Origin of the sequence: Flavobacterium eburneipallidum, assembly GCF_027111355.2 — a bacterium.
Taxonomy (GTDB): domain Bacteria; phylum Bacteroidota; class Bacteroidia; order Flavobacteriales; family Flavobacteriaceae; genus Flavobacterium; species Flavobacterium eburneipallidum.
Genome location: NZ_CP114291.2, coordinates 948,007 through 970,753 on the forward strand (window position 1 = coordinate 948,007; position 22,747 = coordinate 970,753).

The 22,747-nt window shown below is 38.3% G+C and carries 14 protein-coding genes; 8 read left to right on the top strand and 6 right to left on the bottom strand.

Annotated features, from left to right (window positions below; all coding sequences use genetic code 11):
* Positions 1–23 precede the first annotated feature (23 nt).
* The 8 genes from OZP15_RS03935 (at position 24) to OZP15_RS03970 (ending at position 14,446) form a co-directional block, all read left to right on the top strand.
* Positions 24–920, top strand: coding sequence for a sugar phosphate isomerase/epimerase family protein (locus tag OZP15_RS03935; protein ID WP_281337070.1), 897 nt, complete (start codon positions 24–26; stop codon positions 918–920).
* A gap of 125 nt (positions 921–1,045) precedes the next feature.
* Positions 1,046–3,778, top strand: a complete 2,733-nt coding sequence (locus tag OZP15_RS03940; RefSeq protein WP_281337071.1) for an alpha-d-galacturonidase — start codon at positions 1,046–1,048, stop codon at positions 3,776–3,778.
* A 63-nt stretch (positions 3,779–3,841) separates the two neighbouring features.
* Positions 3,842–7,330: a malectin domain-containing carbohydrate-binding protein gene (locus OZP15_RS03945; RefSeq protein WP_281337072.1), complete on the top strand. Its 3,489-nt coding sequence runs from the start codon at positions 3,842–3,844 to the stop codon at positions 7,328–7,330.
* Between the two features lie 82 nt (positions 7,331–7,412).
* Positions 7,413–9,824 (top strand): glycoside hydrolase family 2 TIM barrel-domain containing protein, encoded by a 2,412-nt coding sequence (locus OZP15_RS03950; RefSeq protein ID WP_281337073.1) that lies wholly within the window; start codon positions 7,413–7,415, stop codon positions 9,822–9,824.
* Positions 9,825–9,850: 26 nt separating this feature from the next.
* On the top strand, positions 9,851–11,092 hold the full coding sequence (locus tag OZP15_RS03955) for a ribulose-bisphosphate carboxylase large subunit family protein (protein ID WP_281337074.1): 1,242 nt from the start codon (positions 9,851–9,853) through the stop codon (positions 11,090–11,092).
* Positions 11,092–12,471: a four-carbon acid sugar kinase family protein gene (locus OZP15_RS03960; protein WP_269227205.1), complete on the top strand. Its 1,380-nt coding sequence runs from the start codon at positions 11,092–11,094 to the stop codon at positions 12,469–12,471. The genes OZP15_RS03955 and OZP15_RS03960 overlap by 1 nt, the downstream gene beginning before the upstream one ends.
* Complete coding sequence (locus OZP15_RS03965) at positions 12,468–13,130, top strand: aspartate/glutamate racemase family protein (RefSeq protein ID WP_281337075.1); 663 nt, start codon at positions 12,468–12,470, stop codon at positions 13,128–13,130. The genes OZP15_RS03960 and OZP15_RS03965 overlap by 4 nt, the downstream gene beginning before the upstream one ends.
* A 47-nt stretch (positions 13,131–13,177) precedes the next feature.
* Positions 13,178–14,446, top strand: coding sequence for a bile acid:sodium symporter family protein (locus OZP15_RS03970; protein ID WP_281337076.1), 1,269 nt, complete (start codon positions 13,178–13,180; stop codon positions 14,444–14,446).
* An 82-nt stretch (positions 14,447–14,528) separates the two neighbouring features.
* On the opposite strand, the gene OZP15_RS03975 is transcribed toward OZP15_RS03970, so the two are convergent.
* The 6 genes from OZP15_RS03975 to OZP15_RS04000 form a co-directional block, all read right to left on the bottom strand.
* Positions 14,529–17,261, bottom strand: a complete 2,733-nt coding sequence (locus tag OZP15_RS03975) for a pectate lyase family protein (RefSeq protein ID WP_281337077.1) — start codon at positions 17,259–17,261, stop codon at positions 14,529–14,531.
* A gap of 418 nt (positions 17,262–17,679) precedes the next feature.
* Entirely contained in the window at positions 17,680–18,267 is a 588-nt protein-coding gene (locus OZP15_RS03980; RefSeq protein WP_281337078.1) for an acyloxyacyl hydrolase, read from the bottom strand.
* A 176-nt stretch (positions 18,268–18,443) separates the two neighbouring features.
* Positions 18,444–19,745 (bottom strand): L-fucose:H+ symporter permease, encoded by a 1,302-nt coding sequence (gene fucP, locus OZP15_RS03985; RefSeq protein ID WP_281337079.1) that lies wholly within the window; start codon positions 19,743–19,745, stop codon positions 18,444–18,446.
* Between the two features lie 22 nt (positions 19,746–19,767).
* A complete protein-coding gene (locus OZP15_RS03990) occupies positions 19,768–20,208 on the bottom strand; it encodes a MaoC/PaaZ C-terminal domain-containing protein (protein ID WP_281337080.1) in 441 nt (146 codons plus the stop codon).
* A 178-nt stretch (positions 20,209–20,386) separates the two neighbouring features.
* Entirely contained in the window at positions 20,387–21,454 is a 1,068-nt protein-coding gene (locus OZP15_RS03995; protein WP_269227212.1) for a Gfo/Idh/MocA family protein, read from the bottom strand.
* Between the two features lie 69 nt (positions 21,455–21,523).
* Positions 21,524–22,747, bottom strand: a complete 1,224-nt coding sequence (locus OZP15_RS04000) for an ABC transporter substrate-binding protein (RefSeq protein ID WP_281337081.1) — start codon at positions 22,745–22,747, stop codon at positions 21,524–21,526.

A 22,747-nucleotide genomic window follows, 5' to 3' on the forward strand; every position in this document is an offset into this window, starting at 1 on the left:
CTTATATGGTAAAAAAAATAATTATGAAGAATAATATAAGTTTCATTAAAGCTACTGTGGTAGTTCTGACAATTGTTTTGGCAGGAACATTCAATAGCGAAGTTTCAGCTCAATCATCAAAAAAGCAAAAATACAAAGTAGCCGTTTGCGACTGGATGATTTTAAAAAGACAAAAACTCGGTGCTTTTGGTTTGGCAAGCGAAATAAAAGCAGACGGAATCGAATTGGATATGGGCGGTTTGGGAAACAGACCGACATTCGACAGTAAATTAGGCGACCCGGTCGAAAGACAAAAGTTTCTGGATAAATCCAAAGAATTGAATGTAGGAATCAGTTCAATCGCAATGTCCGGATTTTATGCACAGTCTTTTGCCAAAAGAGAATCCATAGCATTGATGATTGAAGATTGCGTAAAGGCAATGAAAAATATGAAGGTCAAAGTGGCTTATCTTCCATTAGGTACAGAAAGCGATTTGACAAAAAATCCTGAACTGCGTCCAATCATTATTGAAAGATTAAAATGGGCAGGAAAACAAGTCGGTAAAATTGGTGGTGTCATTGCCATCGAAACTTCATTAAGTGCCATCGAAGAGAAAAAACTATTGGAAGAGATAGGATGTAAGCACATCAAAAGCTCTTTCAATTTTGCGAATGCCGTCGATAACGGAAGAGATATCGCAACCGAATTGAAGATTTTAGGCAAAAAACATTTGGCGCAAATTCACGCTTCCACAACAGATAGCGTTTGGTTGGAAAACGATAAAAATGTAGATATGCCAAAAATCAAAAAAACACTGGACGAAATGAAATGGAGCGGATGGCTGATCGTAGAACGTTCCCGTGATGTAACGCAGGTTCATAACGTAAAAGCCAATTACGGAGCCAACGTTGCTTATTTAAAACGCATTTTTCAGAATTAAAATCATTTTAGCCACAGATTAAATGGATTTTTTAAAATCTGTGAAAATCTTTTTAATCTGTGGCAAAAACCAAGATTATAATTTGTGCTAATTTGCGCAATTTGTGGTCAAAAAATAAAAAAACAATGAAATATTTAAGCTTACTTTTTTTAGGACTATACGTAACTTTTGCATCAGCGCAAAACATCACCATCGTTCGTGATGCCAATGCACCAAGGGCGAAATACGGAGCCGAAAAACTATCGGAAACCGCAACAACAAAAGGATTCAAAGTGGTTTTTGCAGACAAAGCCCCTAAAAAATCAAAAGACAAAGTAATCGTAATTGGCGAAAAAGGAACCGATTTTTGGACACAAAATGCCAAAACCGCCAAAATCGACGACAGCAAATTAACCAAGAAAGAAGGTTTCCAAATCCGCACACAAAAAAACTTTATTTATATTGAAGGAACCGATGCAACCGGAGCCTTGTATGGCGCCATGGAATTGGTTGACCGAATCAAAAATTCAGGCGAAATTCCGTCAGAAATCAATGTCGAGGACAGTCCCGAAATGGTCTTGAGGGGTTCTTGTATCGGGGTTCAAAAACCGGTATATCTTCCGGGCAGGGACGTTTACGAATACCCATACACGCCCGAATCTTTTCCCTGGTTTTACGACAAAAAGCTGTGGACTAAATACTTGGACATGATGGTTGATAACCGCATGAATTCCCTGTATTTGTGGAACGGACATCCGTTTGCTTCTTTGGTAAAACTGAAAGATTATCCGTTTGCATTGGAAGTAAGCGAAGAGGATTTCAAAAAGAACGAAGAAATTTATAATTATCTCACTGTTGAAGCCAATAAAAGAGGAATCTGGGTCATCCAAATGTTTTACAACATCATTGTTTCCAAGCCATTTGCGGAGCATTACAACATCAAAACACAGGATCGTTCTCGTCCGATAACGCCCGAAATTGCCGATTATACCAAAAAATCAATCACTGCTTTCATCGAAAAATATCCAAACGTGGGATTGTTGGTGTGTTTGGGAGAAGCCATCAATACCATCGATGACGATGTGGAATGGTTCAATAAAACCATTATTCCAGGTGTTCAACAAGGCATGAAAAATTTGAAGATTACCAATGAACCGCCAATTATTGTGCGTGCTCACGATACCGATGCGCCTTTGGTAATGGAAAAAGCGCTTCCGTTGTATAAAAATCTATACACGATGCACAAGTACAATGGCGAGTCCTTGACGACTTACACGCCACGCGGCCCTTGGGGAGAAATTCACAAAAAGTTGAGTTCCTTGAATTCGGTGCACATTTCAAACGTGCATATTTTGGCAAATTTGGAGCCTTTCCGTTACGGATCTCCTGATTTTATCCAAAAAACGGTTCAGGCTATGCACACTGCCCACGGTGCCAATGCACTTCATTTGTATCCACAGGCATCGTATTGGGACTGGCCTTACACGGCCGATAAAACCAAAACAGGCGAACGATTGCTTGAAATGGATCGCGACTGGATTTGGTACAAAGCTTGGGCAAGATATGCTTGGGACAGCAAAAGAGACCGAAATGAAGAAATTAAATATTGGGATAAAGATTTGGCCACTAAATACGGGACTGATTTAGAAGCAGCCAATAATATTCAAAAAGCTTACGACGAAGCCGGAGAAATTGCCCCAAAAACCTTGAGACGTTTCGGAATCACCGAAGGAAATCGTCAGACTTTATTATTAGGAATGTTCGAAAGTCAATTAGTCAATCCAGCCAAATGGAGAGTTTACCCGGGATTCCACGAATCTTGCGGGCCAGTGGGCGAGTTGCTTTTGGAGTACGCCAAAAAAGAATGGAACAAAGAACCACACGTTGGGGAATTGCCAACGCAAATCATTGCAGAGATCACGCAACACGGAAAATTAGCGGTTGAAGCCATCGACAAAGCCGAGTCAAAAGTGACCAAAGACAAAGAAGAATTCCTGCGTCTGAAAAACGATATGCACGCTTATAAAGCCTTCGCCGATTTCTTTTCGGAGAAAGTGAAAGCTGCAATTTTGGTATTGCGTTACAGCTATTCCAACGAAATTGCCGACTTGGATAAAGCCCTACCGCATCTGGAAGAGAGCATCAAACATTACGAATTATTGGTGAATCTAACCAAAGACCATTATTTGTATGCCAACAGTATGCAGACCGCACAACGCCGAATCCCGATTGGCGGAGACGACGGAAACAACAAAACCTGGGCAGAATTATTGCCCCATTACGAAAGAGAATTGGCTAATTTCAAGCGAAATCTGGATCTTTTAAAATCATCCAAAGATGGTAAAATCGTAACCAAAGAAGGCAAGCCGTGGAAAACTGCCGAGGTAACTTTGTTAAGTGAAAGCAAAGGAACTTACGCTGTCAAAAACGGAACAAAAGTGTACGGAACACCAATTTCAGAACTGGTAAAAGTAGCTCCTGAACTGCAAAACCTAAAAGGAATCACATTCGATGAAACCGCTCAAAACGAAAACGGGACACACCTGAAATTCAAAAATACCAAAGCCGTAAAATTGGTGGTAGGTTATTTCAATTCCGATCAGAAAAGATTTTTATTCCCACCAAGTCTGGAGACAGATGCAGCCGGAAATGCCCACGGTCAGGCCGAAGTAATCCTGGCAAGTGCAATGAATTTGAAGGAATTGCCAAGAATCAACATTCACACCTACACTTTCCAGCCGGGAGAAAATAAACTGGATTTAGGTAAAGGGAGAGTATTGATTTTAGGATTTATTGATGCGAACCAAACCGTTACGACTCGCGATGTCGGTTACATTGATGCCAATGAAAAAGGGGCGGTGGATTGGTTGTTTTATTAAAATAAAATTCGGTTTTCTCAACCCAGTCAGGGTCCAAAACCCTGACTGGGTTAAAATGTTAATATGAAAAAAATAATTTACATACTATTTTTTATAACTGCTTTTTCGTGGTCGCAAACCCAGGAAAAAGCAACATCCTTTCGTAAAGAAGTTTCGCTGAACTCCTCTTGGGAAACCATTGTTTTGGACAAACTTCCGGAACAGGAAGAAACCTTTGTGCAAAATCCAAAAGTAAATTCCCAGTGGCAAAAAGTAAATGTACCCCACAATTGGGATCAGTATTACGGATTCCGAAGAACGAAACACGGTAATTTACACGGAACTGCTTGGTATCACAAAACATTAAAAGTTGACAAAAAAGATATTTCAAAAAGACTTTTTCTCTTTTTCGAAGGTGTAAGTTCTTATGCTACGGTTTGGGTAAACGGCAAAAAAGTTGGCGAACACAAAGGCGGAAGAACCACTTTTACAGTCGATATTACAAAAGCAGTTTCTTTCGAAAAAGTAAACAATATAATTGTCAAAGCCTCGCATCCATCCTTCATTGCCGATTTGCCTTGGGTTTGTGGAGGCTGTTCCGGAGAATGGGGATTTTCAGAAGGCTCCCAACCAATGGGTATTTTCAGACCCGTAACTTTGGTCGTTACTGATGAAGTTCGGATAGAACCTTTCGGTGTTCACATTTGGAATGACAAATCAACTTCCAAAGAAAAAGCGATTCTGAACATTACTACCGAAATTAAAAACTACGGAACTTCAAATAGAAACGTTACTATCGAAAACACCCTTTTTGATACAAACGGGAAAAAAGTTGTTAGCGTAAAAACTGATGTCAAAAACACTTCAGGAGAAACTAAAGAAATTGCACAAACACTTCCCGAAATTGCAAACCCAAAATTGTGGTTACCTGCCAATCCGTATTTGTACCAATTGGTTACCACAATTTCTGAAAACGGGAAAAAAATAGACGAACTAAAAAGACCCTACGGAATCCGTTGGGTTAGCTGGCCAGTGAGCAGAGACGGAAAAGACAATCGTTTTTACATTAACGATGAGCCTTTGTTTGTCAATGGAACCTGCGAATATGAACATTTGATTGGGAACAGCCATTCGTTTTCTGATGAGCAAATTCATTCCAGAATTGAACAAATAAAAGCAGGCGGTTTCAATGCTTTCCGTGAAGCGCACCAGCCTCATAATTTAAAATATCAGGAAGAGTTGGATCAAAACGGAATCCTGTTTTGGAGTCAGTTTTCAGCTCATATTTGGTACGACACACCCGAATTCAAGGAAAATTTTAAAACCTTGTTACGAGAATGGATCAAGGAACGTCGAAACAATGCGTCAGTCGTAATGTGGGGATTGCAAAATGAAAGCACCATCCCGAAGGAATTTGCGGAAGAATGTACCCAAATCATCCGCGAAATGGATCCAATGTCGGCTTCACAACGCATCGTTACAACTTGTAACGGAGGCGAAGGAACCGATTGGAATGTCGTACAAAACTGGTCGGGAACCTACGGTGGCGATCCTTTCAACTACGATGTCGAAATGAGTACGCAATTGCTAAACGGAGAATACGGCGCCTGGCGTTCACACGACCTGCACACCGAAGGCGAATTTGACCAAAAAGGAATTTTGAGCGAAAACCGCTTCTCCCAATTAATGGAAATCAAAGTCCGAGAAGCCGAATCGGTAAAAGATAAAATCGCAGGACAATTCAATTGGCTTTTTGCTTCGCACGAAAATCCGGGACGCGTGCAAAATGGAGAAGGATTTAGGGATATAGACAAAGTCGGACCCGTAAATTACAAAGGACTTTTTAGCATCTGGGGAGAACCTCTGGATGCGTATTATATGTACCGCGCCAATTATGTTTCGAACAAAATCAATCCAATGGTGTACATCGTATCGCACACCTGGCCGAATCGTTGGGATGCTCCAGGAATTAAAAACGGAATCGATGTGTACTCCAATTGTGATGAGGTAGAATTGTTCAATGACATCAATAAAGCATCGCTCGGAAAACTAAAAAATCCAGGATTGGGACAGCATTTTCAATGGAATAATGTCAATATTCAATATAACGTTTTGTATGCCGTAGGATATGTAAACGGAAAAGCAGTTGCCAAAGATTATATTGTATTGAACAGTTTGCCAAAAGCGCCTAATTTCAATGCTTTAGAAACGAAAAAAGAAACGATTTTACAGCCTCAAAAAGGATATAATTATATTTACAGAGTCAATTGTGGTGGTGCAGCTATAACAGATTCTTTATGGAATACTTGGGAAGCAGATGTCCACAAAAGCGGAGAAAACACCTGGGGTTCATTATCGTGGACAGATAATTTCAAGCAATTGCCTGATTTTTATGCCAGTCAAAGAAGTACTTTTGACCCAATTTCAGGAACAAAAGACTGGAAATTGTTTCAAAGTTTCAGATACGGAATCGATAAATTACGTTACGAATTCCCAGCTCCGGACGGAGAATATCTGGTAGAATTGTATTTCACAGAGCCTTGGTACGGAACCGGTGGCGGACTGGATTGCAAAGGCTGGCGTTTGTTTGATGTAGCCATCAATGAGAATGTGGTTCTGAAAGATTTGGATATCTGGAGTGAAGTCGGACACGATTCGGCGCTAAAGAAAACCTTCTTCGTAAAAAGCAAAAACGGAAAAATTATTATCTCTTTCCCAAATGTAAAAGCAAGTCAGGCAATTATTTCGGCTATTGCAATTGCAACCAAAGATAAAATGGTAAAAGGAGCTTTGGCTTCGCCAAAAAATATTCAGAATGTTGAGAGTAATTCAGAAACTAAAATCGGTTCTTGGTTGGATATCAATTCCAAACAATATTCAGATTCTAAAGTTGTTTTTACGCAATTACCTGCTGAAGTTTATGGTGCAGATTATTTGCAGATTTCATCTAAAGCTAAATCTTCGGAAGCTTTCATAGTCAAAGAAGATTCGGAAATTTATCTACTTAACATGTCAAAAGATTCTGTTTCAGGGTATAAAAGAATGACAGAAATTGCCAGAAATTCAGATAAAGTTGAATTTTCGGTTTTCCATAAAAAAGTAAAAAAAGGAGAAAAAGTTGGTTTTGAAAATAGCACAATTGCTGTCGTTCCAACTTACGATATGGGAGAAAAAGACGATTCAAGACCCGTTGTTCTTTTGGAAGCAGAAACCGCCAAAACCACTGGAGCCGGAATCGAAAAAGGAAACTTCAAAAAAGCCGATTATATCGAATTTAAGGAGAAAACAAAAAACAGCATTCAGTTTGAAGTTAAACCGGGTGTTGCAGGAATTTACCTGATGCGTTTCCGATTTATGAACCGAAACGAAACACCTTTGAAAGTCAAATTTAAAATGGAAGACGCCTACGGAATCCTGATGCGAAATGACACGATTGAATTTCCTTCGGCAACAGAAAAATGGAAAATTTTGAATACAACTTCTGGAGGATACATTAACGCAGGAACCTATAAAATCACAATAGAATCAGACGATATAAAAGGATTGTTGTTGGATAATTTCGAGTTTCAATAAAAATTAAAACATATAAGTTCAGTTTGTCAAAGTTTCAGATAAAAACTTATATGACTTATATGGTTCAAAAAAAATAATTACAATGGTAAAAAAGATAGGAATTGTATTGGTATTACTGCTTTCGACGGCTTGTTTCGCCCAAGCCAAAAAAGCCAGAATTGTTGAAGATTTCAATAAAAACTGGAACTTCAAACTAGGAGATTATCCAAAGGCGATCAACGCGAATTTCAACACCGTCGATTGGAGAACTTTGCAGCTGCCTCACGATTGGAGTATTGAAGGAGTTTTCGATAAAGACAGTAAAACAAAACAGGCACAGGGATTTTTACCGGCTGGAAAAGGCTGGTATCGCAAAACATTTACCGTTCCTGCGAATTGGAAAAACAAAGTCGTTTCGGTTGAATTTGATGGCGTTTTCAAAAACAGCGAAGTATTCATCAACGGCCATTCTTTGGGAATGAGACCTAACGGATATATTTCTTTCGCTTATGAATTATCACAATATTTGAATTTCGGTAAACAGAACATCATCGCAGTAAAAGTTGATAACGATGCACAGCCCAATTCAAGATGGTACACTGGATCAGGAATTTACAGAAACGTGCGATTGGTGGCCAGCGAAAAACTGCATGTGGCGAAATGGGGAACTTATGTAACCACGCCTGAAGTTTCGAAAGACAAAGCAACCATTCATCTGGAAGTCGATATCGATAATGAGAATGCTTCCGAAAAAGAATTCAAACTTGTGACTTCTATCGTCAATGCTGAAAATGTTGAAGTTGCGAATAACACTTCCATAGAAAAAATCGCAGCCAAAACATCGGCAAAAAAGATTCACAATCTGGCTTTGAATCAGCCAAAATTATGGAATACCGAAAATCCGTATTTGTACAAAGTCATAACCAAAATTTATGAGAAATCGAAACTAATCGACAATTACGAAACTCCGCTTGGTTTCCGCTATTTTAATTTCGATTCTGAAAAAGGATTTTCGTTAAACGGTGTTCCAACGAAAATATTAGGAGTTTGCCTGCATCACGATAACGGTGCTTTGGGAGCGGTAGAAAACATTCACGCTCTTCGCAGAAAACTGACGTTACTCAAAGAAATGGGAACCAATGCTATCCGTATGGCGCACAATCCGCACTCATTGGAAATGATGAAGCTGTGTGACGAAATGGGTTTCATTGTTCAGGATGAGTTTACCGATGTGTGGAAAAAGAAAAAAGTGACCAACGATTACCACAAAGACTGGGATGCGTGGCACAAACAGGACTTGGAAGATTTTATCAAACGCGACCGCAACTATCCATCGGTGATGATGTGGAGCATCGGAAACGAAATACGTGAACAATTTGACAGCACCGGAATTGCGATTACCAGAGAACTGGCTCAAATTGTAAAATCGCTCGACAAGACCCGTCCCGTTACTTCGGCTTTAACCGAAAATGTAATCGAGAAAAATTTTATTTACCAGTCGGGTGCTTTGGATTTATTGGGATTCAATTACAAACACGAAGATTATAAAGATTTTCCAGTCAAATTTAAAGGGCAGAAAATAATAGCTTCCGAAAGTGTTTCGGCACTCGAAACCCGTGGTCATTATGATTTTCCTGACGGAATTAAAGCGTGGCCGACTAAACACGGCGCTCCGTTTGACGGCAATGCAGACTGGACGGTTTCGGCTTACGATCAGGTGAAATCCTATTGGGGTGCTACCCATGAAGAAAACTGGAAAACCATCAAAAAACAGGATTTCATGGCGGGAACTTTTATCTGGACAGGAGTCGATTATATTGGCGAACCCGATCCGTATCCGTATCCGGCGAGAAGTTCGTATTTCGGAATCATCGATTTAGCCGGACTTCCAAAAGATGTCTATTATATGTACCAAAGTGAATGGACGACTAACCCCGTGTTGCATCTTTTCCCGCACTGGAACTGGCAAAAAGATCAGGAAGTCGATGTTTGGGCATATTACAACAATGCCGATGAGGTTGAATTATTCCTCAACGGAAAATCATTGGGCAAAAAAGCCAAACAAAATGACGATCTGCACATTTCCTGGCGCGTAAAATTCGAACCGGGAACCTTGAAAGCAGTTTCAAGAAAGGACGGAAAAGTAGTTTTGGAAAAGGAAATTCACACCGCAGGAACTGCTTCTAAAATAGATTTAAAAAGCGATAAAACAACCATTAAAAATGATACTTACGATTTGGTTTACGTAACCGTTTCTATTGTTGATAAAGACGGAAATCTTCTGCCAAATGCTAATGACCTGATTAATTTTGAAGTTAGTGGAGGCGGAAAATTGGTCGGTGTTGACAATGGTTATCAGGCGAATCTTGATTCTTTTAAAGCGAATTCCTGTAAATTGTTTAATGGAAAATGTATTGCGATTATTCAATCCAATGGGAAGAAAGAAAATATTAAATTAACCGCTTCAACAGGAAACGGAATTGCTGCGGCAACGATGGACATAAAAGTAGAATAGATAAACAATATTTTAAAGATAGAATAATGGAAAGAGTTTTTGCAGAATATCTTATAGAAACCCCTTATGATGTAGAACAGGCTTCGGCGGTTTTGGCGGGGGAGCAGTCCTCGGGGACATTTGTGTCGGTGCCGGGCGAAACCGAAGAATTGAAAAAACGTTTTGCAGCACGTGTCGAGGATATTCAATTATTGGATTTGGCAGATGAACCATCCATTCCGGGAGGAAGTATTCCAGGAAAGAAATACCAGAAAGCAAGAGTAAAAGTAAGTTGGTCAATAGAAAACTTTGGTTATAATCTGCCAGTTTTAATCAGCACTTTACAGGGGAATTTATACGAAATCACGCAGTTTACGGGTTTGAAGTTAATGGATTTTGAACTTCCTGATTCTTTCGCAACTCATTTCAAGGGACCAAAATTCGGAATCAAAGGCTCCAAATTATCCTGTGGCGTGACCGATAGACCAATGATTGGAACGATTATCAAACCAAGTATTGGGATGAGTGTGGAGGAAACCAGTGTTTTGGTCAAAACGTTGATTGATGCCGGAATCGATTTTATCAAAGATGACGAATTGATGGGGTCTGCTGCTAATTCGCCCTTTGATGAAAGGGTAAAAGCGATTATGAAAGTGATTCGTGACAACGAACAAAAAACAGGTAAAAAGGTAATGTATGCGTTCAATATCAGTGATGAAATTGACGAAATGCAACGAAAATACGATTTGATTAAAAAGGAAAAAGGAAGCTGTGCGATGATCAGCATTAACAGTGTGGGACTTTCCGGAACAAAGAAAATCTGTGATCAGGGCGAACTCGTGATTCACGGACACAGAAACGGCTGGGGAATGCTGAACCGACATCCGTTGTTGGGAATTGAATTTCCGGCTTATCAAAAAATTCAACGTCTGGCAGGAGTCGATCAACTGCACGTTAACGGAATCCAGAATAAATTTTGGGAATCGGATGATTCGGTGGTAACCTCGATAAAATCCTGTTTGAAACCCTTTTTAGGCGGATACAAAATATTACCTGTAGTGTCTTCGGGGCAATGGGGCGGACAAGCCGTAGAAACCTACCGAAGAACCCAAACCACCGATTTGCTGTATATGGCAGGTGGCGGAATTTTGGCACATCCAATGGGCCCAAAAGCCGGAGTAAATGCATTACAGCAAGCCTGGACAGGAGCCGTTGACGGTTTGTCTGTGGAAGAAACGGCTTTGAAATATCCGGAATTTGCCGAGTCGGTAAAGAAATTTTCGAAATAATGAAGAACGATAAATTGCTATTGGCCTATTATGGCGACGACTTCACAGGCTCTACGGATGCCCTGGAATTCCTGACGCTGGCCGGAGTGAAAACCGTTCTCTTTCTTCGAAAACCGGAACAAAAAGACCTGGATCGCTTTCCGGGAATTCAGGCCATAGGTCTGGCCGGAAAAAGCCGATCGATGTCACCGTTGGAAATGGAAGTGGAACTTTTTCCCGCTTTCGAAAACCTGAAAAGTTTTGCCCCAAATCACTTTCATTATAAAGTCTGTTCCACTTTCGATTCGGCTCCACATGTAGGGAATATCGGAAAAGCAATCAAAATCGGGATTGAAGTTTTCAATCAAAAAACAGTATTGGTGTCGCCGTCAGCACCACATTTAGGAAGATTTTGCGTTTTCGGAAATCTGTTTGCCCGAATGGGAACGATCGGAAACGGTGAAATTTATCGGATCGATCGCCATCCATCCATGAGCAAACATCCTGTTACACCCGCTTTGGAAGGCGATTTGACTTTGCATCTGGCAAAACAAACGGAGAAATCCATCAATCTTGTCAATTTAACAACAATCGAAAAAGGCACATCAGCAGTTCTCGAAGCGGTAGAAAGCAACAATGCCGAAATTCTGTTTTTTGACGGTTTCAATTTGGAACATCTCAAAACCATCGGAAGTGTTTTTAACCAATTGGCAACTGACAAAACATTGTTTTCAGTAGGTTCATCCGGAATCGAAATGGCTTTGGGATTGAATTGGAAAAACGAAAAAATCATAGGAAACGAAATTGAATTTGAATCACCGGGAGAAGTTTCGCCCATACTCGTTTTATCGGGAAGCTGTTCTCCGGTAACTTCCGGTCAAATTGAATATGCCCTCGAAAATGGATTTCTGGAAATTCCATTAGAAAGCAAAGCTGTTGATATTCAAAATCAGGATGAAATTATAAAAAATACCGTTGTTCAGATTGTTCAAAATTTCAATCAGGGCAAAAGCACGATTCTGCATACGAGTACAGGTCCAAATGACCCGCGCATTGCCGAAACGGAATTGTTTTTTAAATCAAAAAGAATTACTGAAAACGAAATTCAAAAACAATGCAGTTCGATTTATGGAAGCGTTTTGGGACAAATAACGAATGAGGTGTTAAAAGCAGTTCCGTTAAAAAGAATCCTCTTTGCAGGCGGCGATACATCGAGTTATGCCGCTTCCGAGCTGGATATTCTGGCGTTGGAAATGATTGCACCTATTGCACCCGGAGCACCGCTTTGCAAAGCAGTTTCGGACAACGAATGGGTCAACGGAATAGAAATGAATTTTAAAGGCGGACAGGTAGGTACTGCCGATTATTTTATAAAAGTATTAAAAGGAGAAAAATTATGAGCACAAAAGTTTTAGGTTTCGTACATACATCGGCAACATTGGTTCCGTTGTTTCAACAGTTGACAAACGAGTTTTTAAGTGGAGTGGAAACCTTCAATATAGTTGATGACAGCTTGATAAAAGACGTCATTAAAAAAGGAAAATTAATGCCCAATACAGCGGCCAGAGTGGTGAGTCACGTTCAGGCTGCCGAAGCTGCGGGAGCTGATGTGATTTTGGTTACTTGTTCGTCCATTGGTGTAGCGATTGAAACTGCTGCGACTTTGAGTACTGTTCCTGTCATTCGAGTAGATCAAGCGATGGCGGATGAAGCGGTGCAAATCAGCAACAAAATTGGTGTTATTGCCACTTTGCCAACGACTTTGGAACCAACCAGCGATTTGGTGAGAAGAAGAGCGGAGTTGGCAGGCAAAAATGTAACGATTACTTCCAAATTATGCGAAGGCGCTTTCGAAGCTTTGATGAGCGGAGATGCAGCCAAACACGACGAAATGGTTGCCAAAGCCTTGAAAGAATTAATGAAAGAAGTAGATGTCATTGTTTTGGCGCAGGCTTCAATGGCAAGGGTAGTCGATGGCTTGAGTGCCGATGAAAAACTGGTGCCAATCTTGGCAAGTCCGGCCATTGCCATGAAAAAACTGGCGGAACTATATTTTTAAATTGATTTTATACTATTACTAACCAACCAAATTAACCAACCCTTTTTATGCGTAAATATTTTCTTTGGCTTGCTTTGGCCTTTTTCTTGATAACCAGTTTTGGACTTTTTCAACAAATGGATTCCCTTTGGAAAACAACACTCATTTTAGCTTTTGCTAGTTTGTCTGTTGGGATTGGACATCTAAAATTATTAAGCGGGTATCAATATACCTTTTGGATTATCACTGCGGTTTGCGCCGGATTGCTGTATCCGGAATTCTTCCTGCACGTGGGAAGTTTCGATATGCGGAATAAATGGCTTATTCTAATCATTATTCAAATGGTGATGTTCGGAATGGGAACCCAAATGAGTATCGAAGATTTTACGGGTATTCGAAAATCGGGTAGAGGAGTCCTTATTGGTTTGCTGGGACATTTTACAATTATGCCGATTATGGGTTTTTTGATTGCCAAAACTTTTGGTTTTGAACCTGAAATTGCCGCGGGAATTATCCTGATTGGTTCTTGCAGCAGCGGATTGGCGTCGAATGTGATGACGTATATTGCCAAAGGAAATTTGGTTTTGTCCGTTACCGTGACGGCTATGTCCACTTTAATGGCGCCAATTATGACTCCGTTTTTGATGAAAATATTTGCGGGCACAATGGTTGAGGTTCATTTTTTGAATATGATGATGGAAATCATTAAAATCGTTCTTGTGCCTTTAGCTGCGGCAATGGTTCACGATATTTTGAAAAACTATGGAACTTTGGCAAAAAAGAGAATTTATATTTTGACAATCCTTTCAGCAATTTGGCTCGCTGTTGTTGTTTTCTTCGGAGATTCATTTGCAGTTGCCGAAGACAGTGTAGCTTCGCCTATTTTAGAAATTATCAATTTCAGTTGTGGTGCTTTTATCGTGGGGACATTGTATCATTTGTTGTATAAAGTATATCCAAAAATAGATGCGATTATGCCTTATTTTTCGATGTTCGGAATTATTTATTTTACGTTGGTAACCACAGCTGCTGGAAGAGATAATTTAATTCAGATTGGGTTTTTGTTATTTTTGGCTTCGGTTTTGCACAATGGAGCAGGATACTTTTTTGGCTATTGGTTGAGTAGATTAAGCGGATTGGATAAAAAAAGCAGTCAGACCATCGCTTTTGAAGTGGGTCTTCAAAATGGTGGAATGGCATCTGGATTGGCAGGTTCTATGGGAAAACTCGCAACTTTAGGTTTAGCTTCGGCTGTATTTAGTCCGTGGATGAATGTTTCTGGTTCTTTATTGGCAAATTATTGGAGAAAGAAGGGTAATGAGGAAGAGGTTTCTTGATTTTATGTGATTATAAAAATTCAAACCCCGCTTAAATTGATTTAAGCGGGGTTTTGGTTTTTTGGTTAAATTGGTTTTTTGGTTAATTTTTAATAATCTTCTGGGTAAAGGAACCCTTATCGGTAGTTACTTTAACCAAATAACTTCCGTTGGATAAGTTGCTCACATCAATAGCTTCCGAAACATTAGAGATTGTTTTTACCAAAGCTCCTGTTAGGTTATAAATAGTAACTGTATTTATTTTTTGATCAGAAGAAGAAAAATACAATTGGTTGGTAGCCGGATTTGGATACAAAGTCAATTTTGGACTTTGGATGTTGTTTTCTATACCTAAAGTGGCATAAGCGGTTTTCATATAAAATAAATTATCCGCATTTTTCTTGGCAATTGTATGACTTCCAGCTGCAAGTGATAATGTAATTATACCATTCGTAGCTGTACGATCGATTCCATCAACTTTGGCAGAACCATCTAATTCAACAAAAACAAGTGTCAAAGTACTTGGTTGTGTTGTTGTGTAAGTGATGGTTGTGGCAGTTTCCATTTTCAAGCATTGTGTTAAGGTCAAGCCTTCGTAGTTTACTGTTCCTTTTGTGGTCGAAAGATTTCCTATAATAGTGTAGAATGTACTGTTTTTTCCATCACTGGTAAAGTTGTGAATTTGATCTCCAGCAGTAGCTGTTGAAATCGAAATTGTCCCTGAACCTGTGGCTGATGTTCCAGTTCCAACAGTTGTAATCGTGTAAGTTCCAGCAGCGGTTGGTGTACCTGTGATAGTAATTGTTTTTGCTCCAGAATCTTTAGTTGAAGTAATTCCAGCTGGTAATCCTGTGGCATTGGCATCTGTAGCATCACCTCCCCAAGTAAATACAATCGCTCCGATGGCAGTTCCAGTTGTTACCGTTTGGTTTTTGTTAGTAGGAGAAGAAAGGGTGTGTGTGCTTGCAGCTGTAACTGTTATTGTTCCCGTTCCAGAAGCTGGTGTTCCCGTTCCGCTAGTGGTTACAGTATAAGTTCCGTTAGCTGTTGGTGTACCTGTAATGGTAATGGTTTTATTTGTTGTGTTTTTAGTTGAACTTAATCCAGCTGGTAAGTCCGTTACATTGGCATCTGTAGCATCGCCTCCCCAAGTAAAAACTGTAGCAGCAATAGCATTACCAGCAGAAACGGTTTGGTTATTATTGTTAGGAATGGTTAATATTTGGTTGCTTACAGGCGCAGTTTCTCCTTGGATGGCTACTAATTTTGTCGTGTAAGAAGTAAGTGCAGACATCATAGCTGAATTTACAGCAGATGAGGTGTCGTCTGTAGCATTGTTGAAAGTAAATTTTAAATCGCCGCCTTGTATGCGTCCCGAATATAACATCACATTATCTTTGGCTACCGCTGGGCTATCAGGGGTATAAGCATACATTATTGCCGAATTGGTATCGAAATTATTATAGGTTTTTGCTCCTTGTTTTGACGTAATGCTAGCGCTGATAGTTTCGTTTCTCGTAGCAACTTCAATAGCATCAAATTCAATTGGATTGGTAGTAGCATTATAAGGAACATAACGCATTTGTCCGATCATAACATTATTGAATGCTTTGATGGTTCCTCCATCTTCTCCAGAAAAAGTACCTTCGGCTCCACCAAATACATCCGTTCCTTGCATAGAAGTAAGCATTGGGTATTTACAATTACGGAAGAAATTACTTTCCATAAATACCGATGAACCTTCTGTAGATCCTGCTCCGTATTTAGAATTTCCATCATAATAATTATTGTAAACGTGAGCCGAATAAAAACGTACACGTGGATGACGAGAATCCGAATGATCGTACCAGTTATGGTGATATGTGATATATAAACCAGTAGTAGTGTTTTCGCTTAATCCCAAAAGATTACATTTTCCAGAATCCCAAAAATGGTTATAAGAGAAGGTAATATAAGTCGATTTTTTGGCATCCATCGCTCCGTCACCTTTGGCTTGGTCGGCATCTCCACCTGCACTTCCGTAAAATAAATCGCAATTGTGAATCCAAGTATAGTCGTTGTCTTGTTGTAAACCAATGTTATCACCTTCACTGGCATTGGTTAACATTAACCCAAGATTACGAATTTCTACATTAGAAGAAGTTTTAAGACGAATTCCAAATCCATTGGCAACAGCATCATCGCCAATACCTTCTAATGTAATATAACTGGCGGCATTTTGATCGTTTTCAATAACAATATCTCCACCTTCTAGAACAGCTGGATCAGTAATATTTCCTATGAATCGAATAATAAACGGACGCAAATCTTTTCCTTTTTTGATACCGTATAATATATTTTGAAGTCCTACACACGGATTTGTAGTAGCCCCAGTGATAGTAGCCGAAATAGTATTTTTAGTATTTTGACTAATATAAAGAATTACAGCTCCCGTTTTAGGTGTTCCATCCGCTTTGTAAGCTCCAGGAACACGTCCGTTAGCAAAACCAAAACCCCAACGATCGTGTGCTAAAACAGTTAAGCTAGAGGTTGTACTTCCTGTGCCTTCCACATTTGCAGTTACTGGTTTTACAGTAAGTGTGTAAGAACCTGCTGCAAGACCAGGAACGTCAGCACGAAAATAAGTGCCATAGTTGCGAATTAACTGGGTGTCTATTTTCTTGTTGGTTTCTCCACCACCAGTATAATATACATTGTAACTATCAGCACCTGCAACTGGAGCCCATTGCACAAAAGCCGATTCTAGCCATCCTGATGTTTTGCTGTTGTCGATAACTTGTGACCATATATTTGCTGAAGCAAATAGTAGAGCCACGTAGAGTAAAATTTTTTTCATAATTGTGTTTTTTGGTTTGGTTAGCTTGGTGGTTTATTCTGCGTAATCGATTACGCTAATTTAGAATTATTTTGCTGTATTTAAGGTAAATTTATAAATAAATTACATGATGTGTTTTTTATTTATAAAAAAAAACGATAAAATGAAATTTTGTTTTTTCTATTTAAGATTTTGCAAAATCTAGCTAAGGATAGAGGATGTAAACGATTTTTTTATTTGAATCGGTAATATTCTGCAATAAGTGAGGTTCATATTGCCCTAAATTTATTTTGAGTTTAGTTTTTGAATTTTATATAATTAAAAATAAATTCTTACTTTTTTACAAAAATTTTCTGTTCGTTATTATAAATTAGAGATTACATTTATAACAGATAACAAAAACAAAGCCTTACTAATAGAAAATAGTTGCGTTAAAAAGTTATAGTTGCACATACAACCCTGTACTTAACATCATAGTATTAATACCAATATTTGGTTTTTTTAAACCAGCGTTAGAGATATGTCTTATTCCATATCTCAAATCAAAGGAGAAATTAGAACTAATTTTTTGTGTAATTCCAACAGTAGCATTGTCTGAAAAGGTAAGCCCTTTTGCTGCTCTATAAGGTATTAATTCAGAAATATAATGAGGTCCGATACTTAATAATAGATATGTTTTGGTACTTTTAGTTATTGCATAGTTGTAACTAACGCCAAAGTTGACTCCTTGTTCTTTTAGCTCTATCCAATCCCGATTGTCCTCAAAATCTTTGTATTTTGCATGATTGATTTGTGGTGCTACCATAAATTCCCAAGATGTTTTTTCTTTCTCTCTCCATTTATAAAAATAATTGATCTGATGGGAAGTGATACTATAGGCTATAGGGGTTCCTAAATCAAGAAATTTTCTCGTATCACCTATGCTGAGGACATAACCTATTCTATGCTTTTTGCTATTTTGGAAGGTGTTTTGTGCTGTAGAGCAAGTTGAATTAATGATAAAAAATACTAAAATCAAGTATTTCATAGAATTGTTTTTTACGAAATTGTTTGTAATATTAAGTAATTATAATAAAATAACCCAGATTCTTAATGAGGATTCTGGGTTAATAGTAAGATTTTAGATTGTAAAAGATTGATAGTTTCTTTAATTGATTTATCTATCCATAAAAATAGTACAGTCTAACTGTTTTATTTATTGGATTATAAGCTCTTTTTTACTTTGTGACCAACTAAACCAAAATAAAGAATGATTAAGAAACATACCAACGGAATGATATAACCAGCCTGAATATCATCGTGTTTCATGTCGATTAAAGTTCCCATGGCATAAGGAAGAATAGCTCCACCTACAATTGACATTACCAACCAAGAAGAACCTGTTTCAGTATTTGATTTTAAACCAACTAATCCTAAAGAGAAAATAGTTGGAAACATAATCGACATAAAAAATCCGATACCTCCAAGCGCATAAATAATAGAAATTCCAGATCCATAAATCGCAACTAAACAAAGGAAAACACTAATAACACAATAGATAGAAAGTAAGACATAATCTTTAACGAATTTCAAAAAGAAAGTCCCGCTAAAACGACCTACCATAAACAAAAAGCCGTAAATACCAAGATAGTAAGCAGCTGTTTTTTCATCCAATCCTGCTTCTTTTTGAGCAATTCGAACAAAAAAACTAGTAACACAAACTTGTGCACCTACATAAAAAAATTGTGCGACTACTGCCCAACTTAAGTGAGAAAATTTCAGAACAGAGAAAAAACCAGGTTTCACTTCATTTTCAGTTTCTGGCTGTTTCATTGATGGCAAATGCATGAAATAAAATATAATGGCTACCAAAACCAAAATAGTTCCTAAAATAATGTAAGGCAATTTTACTGCCGATGCTTCTTCCAGAAAATAAGCTACTTTTGTAGCTTCTGACATGGCCACCATTTGTTCTGGAGTGTAGTTAATGCCCGAAAGAATAAAAGCACCTCCCAAAAAAGGAGCTAAAGTTACCGCCAAACCATTAAACGATGCCGCCAAATTCAATCGTGTGGAAGACGATTCTGGTGGACCTAAAATTGCTGCGTATGGATTGGCACTTGTTTCAAGGATAGTTAATCCACAACCAATAACAAATAAAGCAAATAAGAAAAGTTCAAAATTGGTGCTATTTGCAGCTGGTACAAAAAGAAATGCTCCTGCGGCAAAAACCAATAAACCCGTAATAATGCTGTTTTTATAACCTATTTTTTTGATAATCATTCCCGCTGGAATTGCCATTACAAAATAAGCAAAAAATATAGCCGTATCAATCAAAGTAGATTGGCTGTTGTTGAGCTGACAGGCTTTTTTTAAATGTGGAATCAAAATACCGTCTAGCCCGTGAGCCATTCCCCAAAGGAAAAATAAACTGGTAATTAAAATAAAAGGCAAAAGGTATTTTTTTCCTGATCCCTGTTCGCCAGACGCTTCGTTTGGATTGTCAATTTGGTTAGTTACTTGCATAATTGTATAGGTGGTTTTAAGGTTATTTCTTTTTTACTAATAATAAATGGTCGCATACCAAAACCACTTCACCTCTTTGGTTAATGATTTCTACATGCTCCGTAACAGTGCCCATTTCGGGTCTTTTGGCTTCTCCTTTTTCAGAAATGGTAATTTCAGAATGGATGGTGTCACCAATGTGAACTGGTTTTACAAATCGCATTCGGTCATAACCTTTCGAAAAAGCTTCAGGATTAATTTCAGATGCCGTCAAGCCAATGCCAATGCTGAAAATCATCGTTCCGTGAGCAATTCTTTGTCCAAAAGGCTGCGTTTTGCACCATTCTTCATCCATGTGATGCGGAAAAAAATCGCCTGTGTGTCCTGCATGAACCACAAAATCGGTTTCGGTAATTGTTCTACCTAAAGTTACTCGTTTTTCATTGAGTTGGTAATCTTCAAAAAAGGTTGATTTAAAATACATATTTTTATTTTATTTTGTTATTGGTTCGTCAGTTCGAGTGTTTTATTAAAAAATGCGATAGCTGTTTTTAATAAAATGTATCGAGAACCATCTATTATTAAAGGCTTCTCGATACAATTTTGAACCGTAAAGCTGTCGCATTACGATTCAAAATCACTCGAAGTGACGAATCGTATTATTATAATTCATCTATTGAAACACCTCCATTTTGGTTGCTAATATAGCAAGCTTCCACGACTTTCATCGTATCTAATACATCTTTAACGCTTGCTAATAATTTATTATCAGAACCTTCTTTGAAACGCATTAAGTTGGACATCGTTCCAATAAAAGCTTCTGGAAACCAAGAGCCTTCGAGGTTTATTTTTTCCCATTCATAAGTACCTTGTTCATTTGCTAAAGCTACTTCAAATTCATCTGGCATTCCATCAGGATAATTCATCAATAACCCCATTTTGGCTTTAATAGCCCCTTTGGTTCCTTCCCATTTGATGTAACTTTCTTCGTGTTTGGGTCCAAAATGATGATCGTGATTCGTGTTGATAACCACACGCATTGCTTCGCCATAATTCAAAATTATTGAAGAACGACAAGAGGATAATTTCTTCAACGGATGATGACTCGTTTTGGCATAAACTCCTTTTGGATTTCCTAAAAACGAACGAATACAATCAATATAATGCACACTGTGAAAAAGAATTTCCAATCGTGGATGTTCTTTGATCAGCGGAAATAATTCCCAAGGTGTATTTACAGTGACTTTAATTTCCAAATCATACAAATCGCCAATAATTCCTTGGTTAATTAGATAGCGTGATGCACTTACAAAAGAAGCAAAACGCAACTGAAAATTAATGGCTGCGACCAAATTTTTTCGTTCGCAAACCGCAACAATTTCTCTGGCTTGCGCCAAATCGTTTCCCATTGGTTTTTGTATCAAAACAGCCGAACCGTCAGGCAATTGTTCCAAGATTTCGATGTATTGATCAGGCAAAACTGTAATGTCATAAACAGCATTCGACGGAGCGTTTTTAACTGCTTCGGCTACATTTTCAAAAACATTTGGAATACCAAATTGTTTGGCCATATCCTCTGCTTTTGAAAGTGTTCTATTGGTAATTCCAAAAACACTGAAACCAGCCATTTTATATGCTGGCAAATGGGCATCTTTCACGATGCCACTTGCTCCAATGATGATAATTGGTTGTTCCGTTTTGGGTAATAAAGGTTTATAAGGAATATTCATTTTTTGATATTTTAAGGTTGTAATCTTTGTCAAAGTTCAAAAACTTTGACAAAGATACTCATGTAATTATTAGGCTATTTTTCGAATATTATTTTGAGTTTTTTCTAATAATTCTTCGGAAGAAATATCACTTTCTATCGCTTTCAAAACCATTTGGTCAATCAGTTCGGCTACTTTGGGCCAAATAGGTGTTTGTGGCAAGGTCAACGCTGTTTCGTGTAATAGTTCTAATTTATGATAAAACGGAATGGTTTTATTGATTTCAGGATCATTCCAAGTCGATTTTCGGCAACCAATTCCGCCTTCGTTGGTCAACAATTTATCACTTTCTGGAGTTGTTGCAAAGCGTAGAAAATCATAAGCTAGTTTTTGATGCTTACTTCCTGTACCAATGGTGTACAACCAATATACATTCAACGAAGCGGTTTTATGATTTTCATTGGATGGCAATTCCGCAATATCAACTTTTCCTTTTACTTTCGATTCTTCAATCACTTCACACATCGAGGCAAATCCAAACCAATTGATTGCCATTGCGGCTTCTCCTTTGGCGAAAGCCATTCCAGCTTCAACTGAACCAAATTTTCTTGATTGAGGATGAACCGCTTTTGTATTATTAACTATATTTCTATAAAAATCCAAAGCTTCAATTGCTGCTGGTGTATTAATATCAATTTTGTTTTGAGCATTTAATAAAGAACCGCTTCGTGTCCACAATTGCAAACAGAAATCAAAAACCATATTATGCCCATCAGGATAATTCGCAAAAACACAGCCAAATAAATTTTCTTCGTGTCTGTTGAAAAATTCGGCTATTTCAACGAATTGTTTCCAGGTTTTAGGAGGATATAATTCATAACCAAATTGCTTTTTGAAGTTTTCTTTTTCAGTTGGATTTTCAAATAAATCTTTTCTATAAATTAAACATTCTGGTCCATCGTGAAAAGGTAGTCCGTAAGTGCCGTCATTTATTTGTTGCAAATGCAGTAAAGAATTATGCCAACCTTCTGGATAATCTTGTGGTGGATTTTCGGCAATTAATGGGTTTAAATCCAGAACGGCTTTTGCATTCGCAGCGTCAAAAATCCAATCGGTGTTGAGGTGGGCAATGTCCCAGTTTCCGTTTATTAATCCTTTTTTGGTAATGGTTTCTTCATACAAATCGTGTAACTCCAACGGAATCATTTCGGCTTCCATTTTGATGTTGTTTTTTAGACAAAACATATCCCACAGCTTTTGCAGCGTACTTTCAAAAGGGTCGAATTTTCTAACAGCGATTCTTATTTTCCCCAT

Bases quoted from the DNA above. Each gene is read 5' to 3' on its own strand.
- OZP15_RS03935 (WP_281337070.1), top strand. From the start codon at position 24: ATGAAGAATAATATAAGTTTCATTAAAGCTACTGTGGTAGTTCTGACA.
- OZP15_RS04000 (WP_281337081.1), bottom strand. From the start codon at position 22,747: ATGGGGAAAATAAGAATCGCTGTTAGAAAATTCGACCCTTTTGAAAGT.
- OZP15_RS03990 (WP_281337080.1), bottom strand. From the start codon at position 20,208: ATGTATTTTAAATCAACCTTTTTTGAAGATTACCAACTCAATGAAAAA.
- OZP15_RS03940 (WP_281337071.1), top strand. From the start codon at position 1,046: ATGAAATATTTAAGCTTACTTTTTTTAGGACTATACGTAACTTTTGCA.
- OZP15_RS03945 (WP_281337072.1), top strand. From the start codon at position 3,842: ATGAAAAAAATAATTTACATACTATTTTTTATAACTGCTTTTTCGTGG.
- OZP15_RS03980 (WP_281337078.1), bottom strand. From the start codon at position 18,267: ATGAAATACTTGATTTTAGTATTTTTTATCATTAATTCAACTTGCTCT.
- OZP15_RS03975 (WP_281337077.1), bottom strand. From the start codon at position 17,261: ATGAAAAAAATTTTACTCTACGTGGCTCTACTATTTGCTTCAGCAAAT.
- OZP15_RS03995 (WP_269227212.1), bottom strand. From the start codon at position 21,454: ATGAATATTCCTTATAAACCTTTATTACCCAAAACGGAACAACCAATT.
- OZP15_RS03950 (WP_281337073.1), top strand. From the start codon at position 7,413: ATGGTAAAAAAGATAGGAATTGTATTGGTATTACTGCTTTCGACGGCT.
- OZP15_RS03970 (WP_281337076.1), top strand. From the start codon at position 13,178: ATGCGTAAATATTTTCTTTGGCTTGCTTTGGCCTTTTTCTTGATAACC.
- OZP15_RS03965 (WP_281337075.1), top strand. From the start codon at position 12,468: ATGAGCACAAAAGTTTTAGGTTTCGTACATACATCGGCAACATTGGTT.
- OZP15_RS03960 (WP_269227205.1), top strand. From the start codon at position 11,092: ATGAAGAACGATAAATTGCTATTGGCCTATTATGGCGACGACTTCACA.
- OZP15_RS03955 (WP_281337074.1), top strand. From the start codon at position 9,851: ATGGAAAGAGTTTTTGCAGAATATCTTATAGAAACCCCTTATGATGTA.
- fucP (WP_281337079.1), bottom strand. From the start codon at position 19,745: ATGCAAGTAACTAACCAAATTGACAATCCAAACGAAGCGTCTGGCGAA.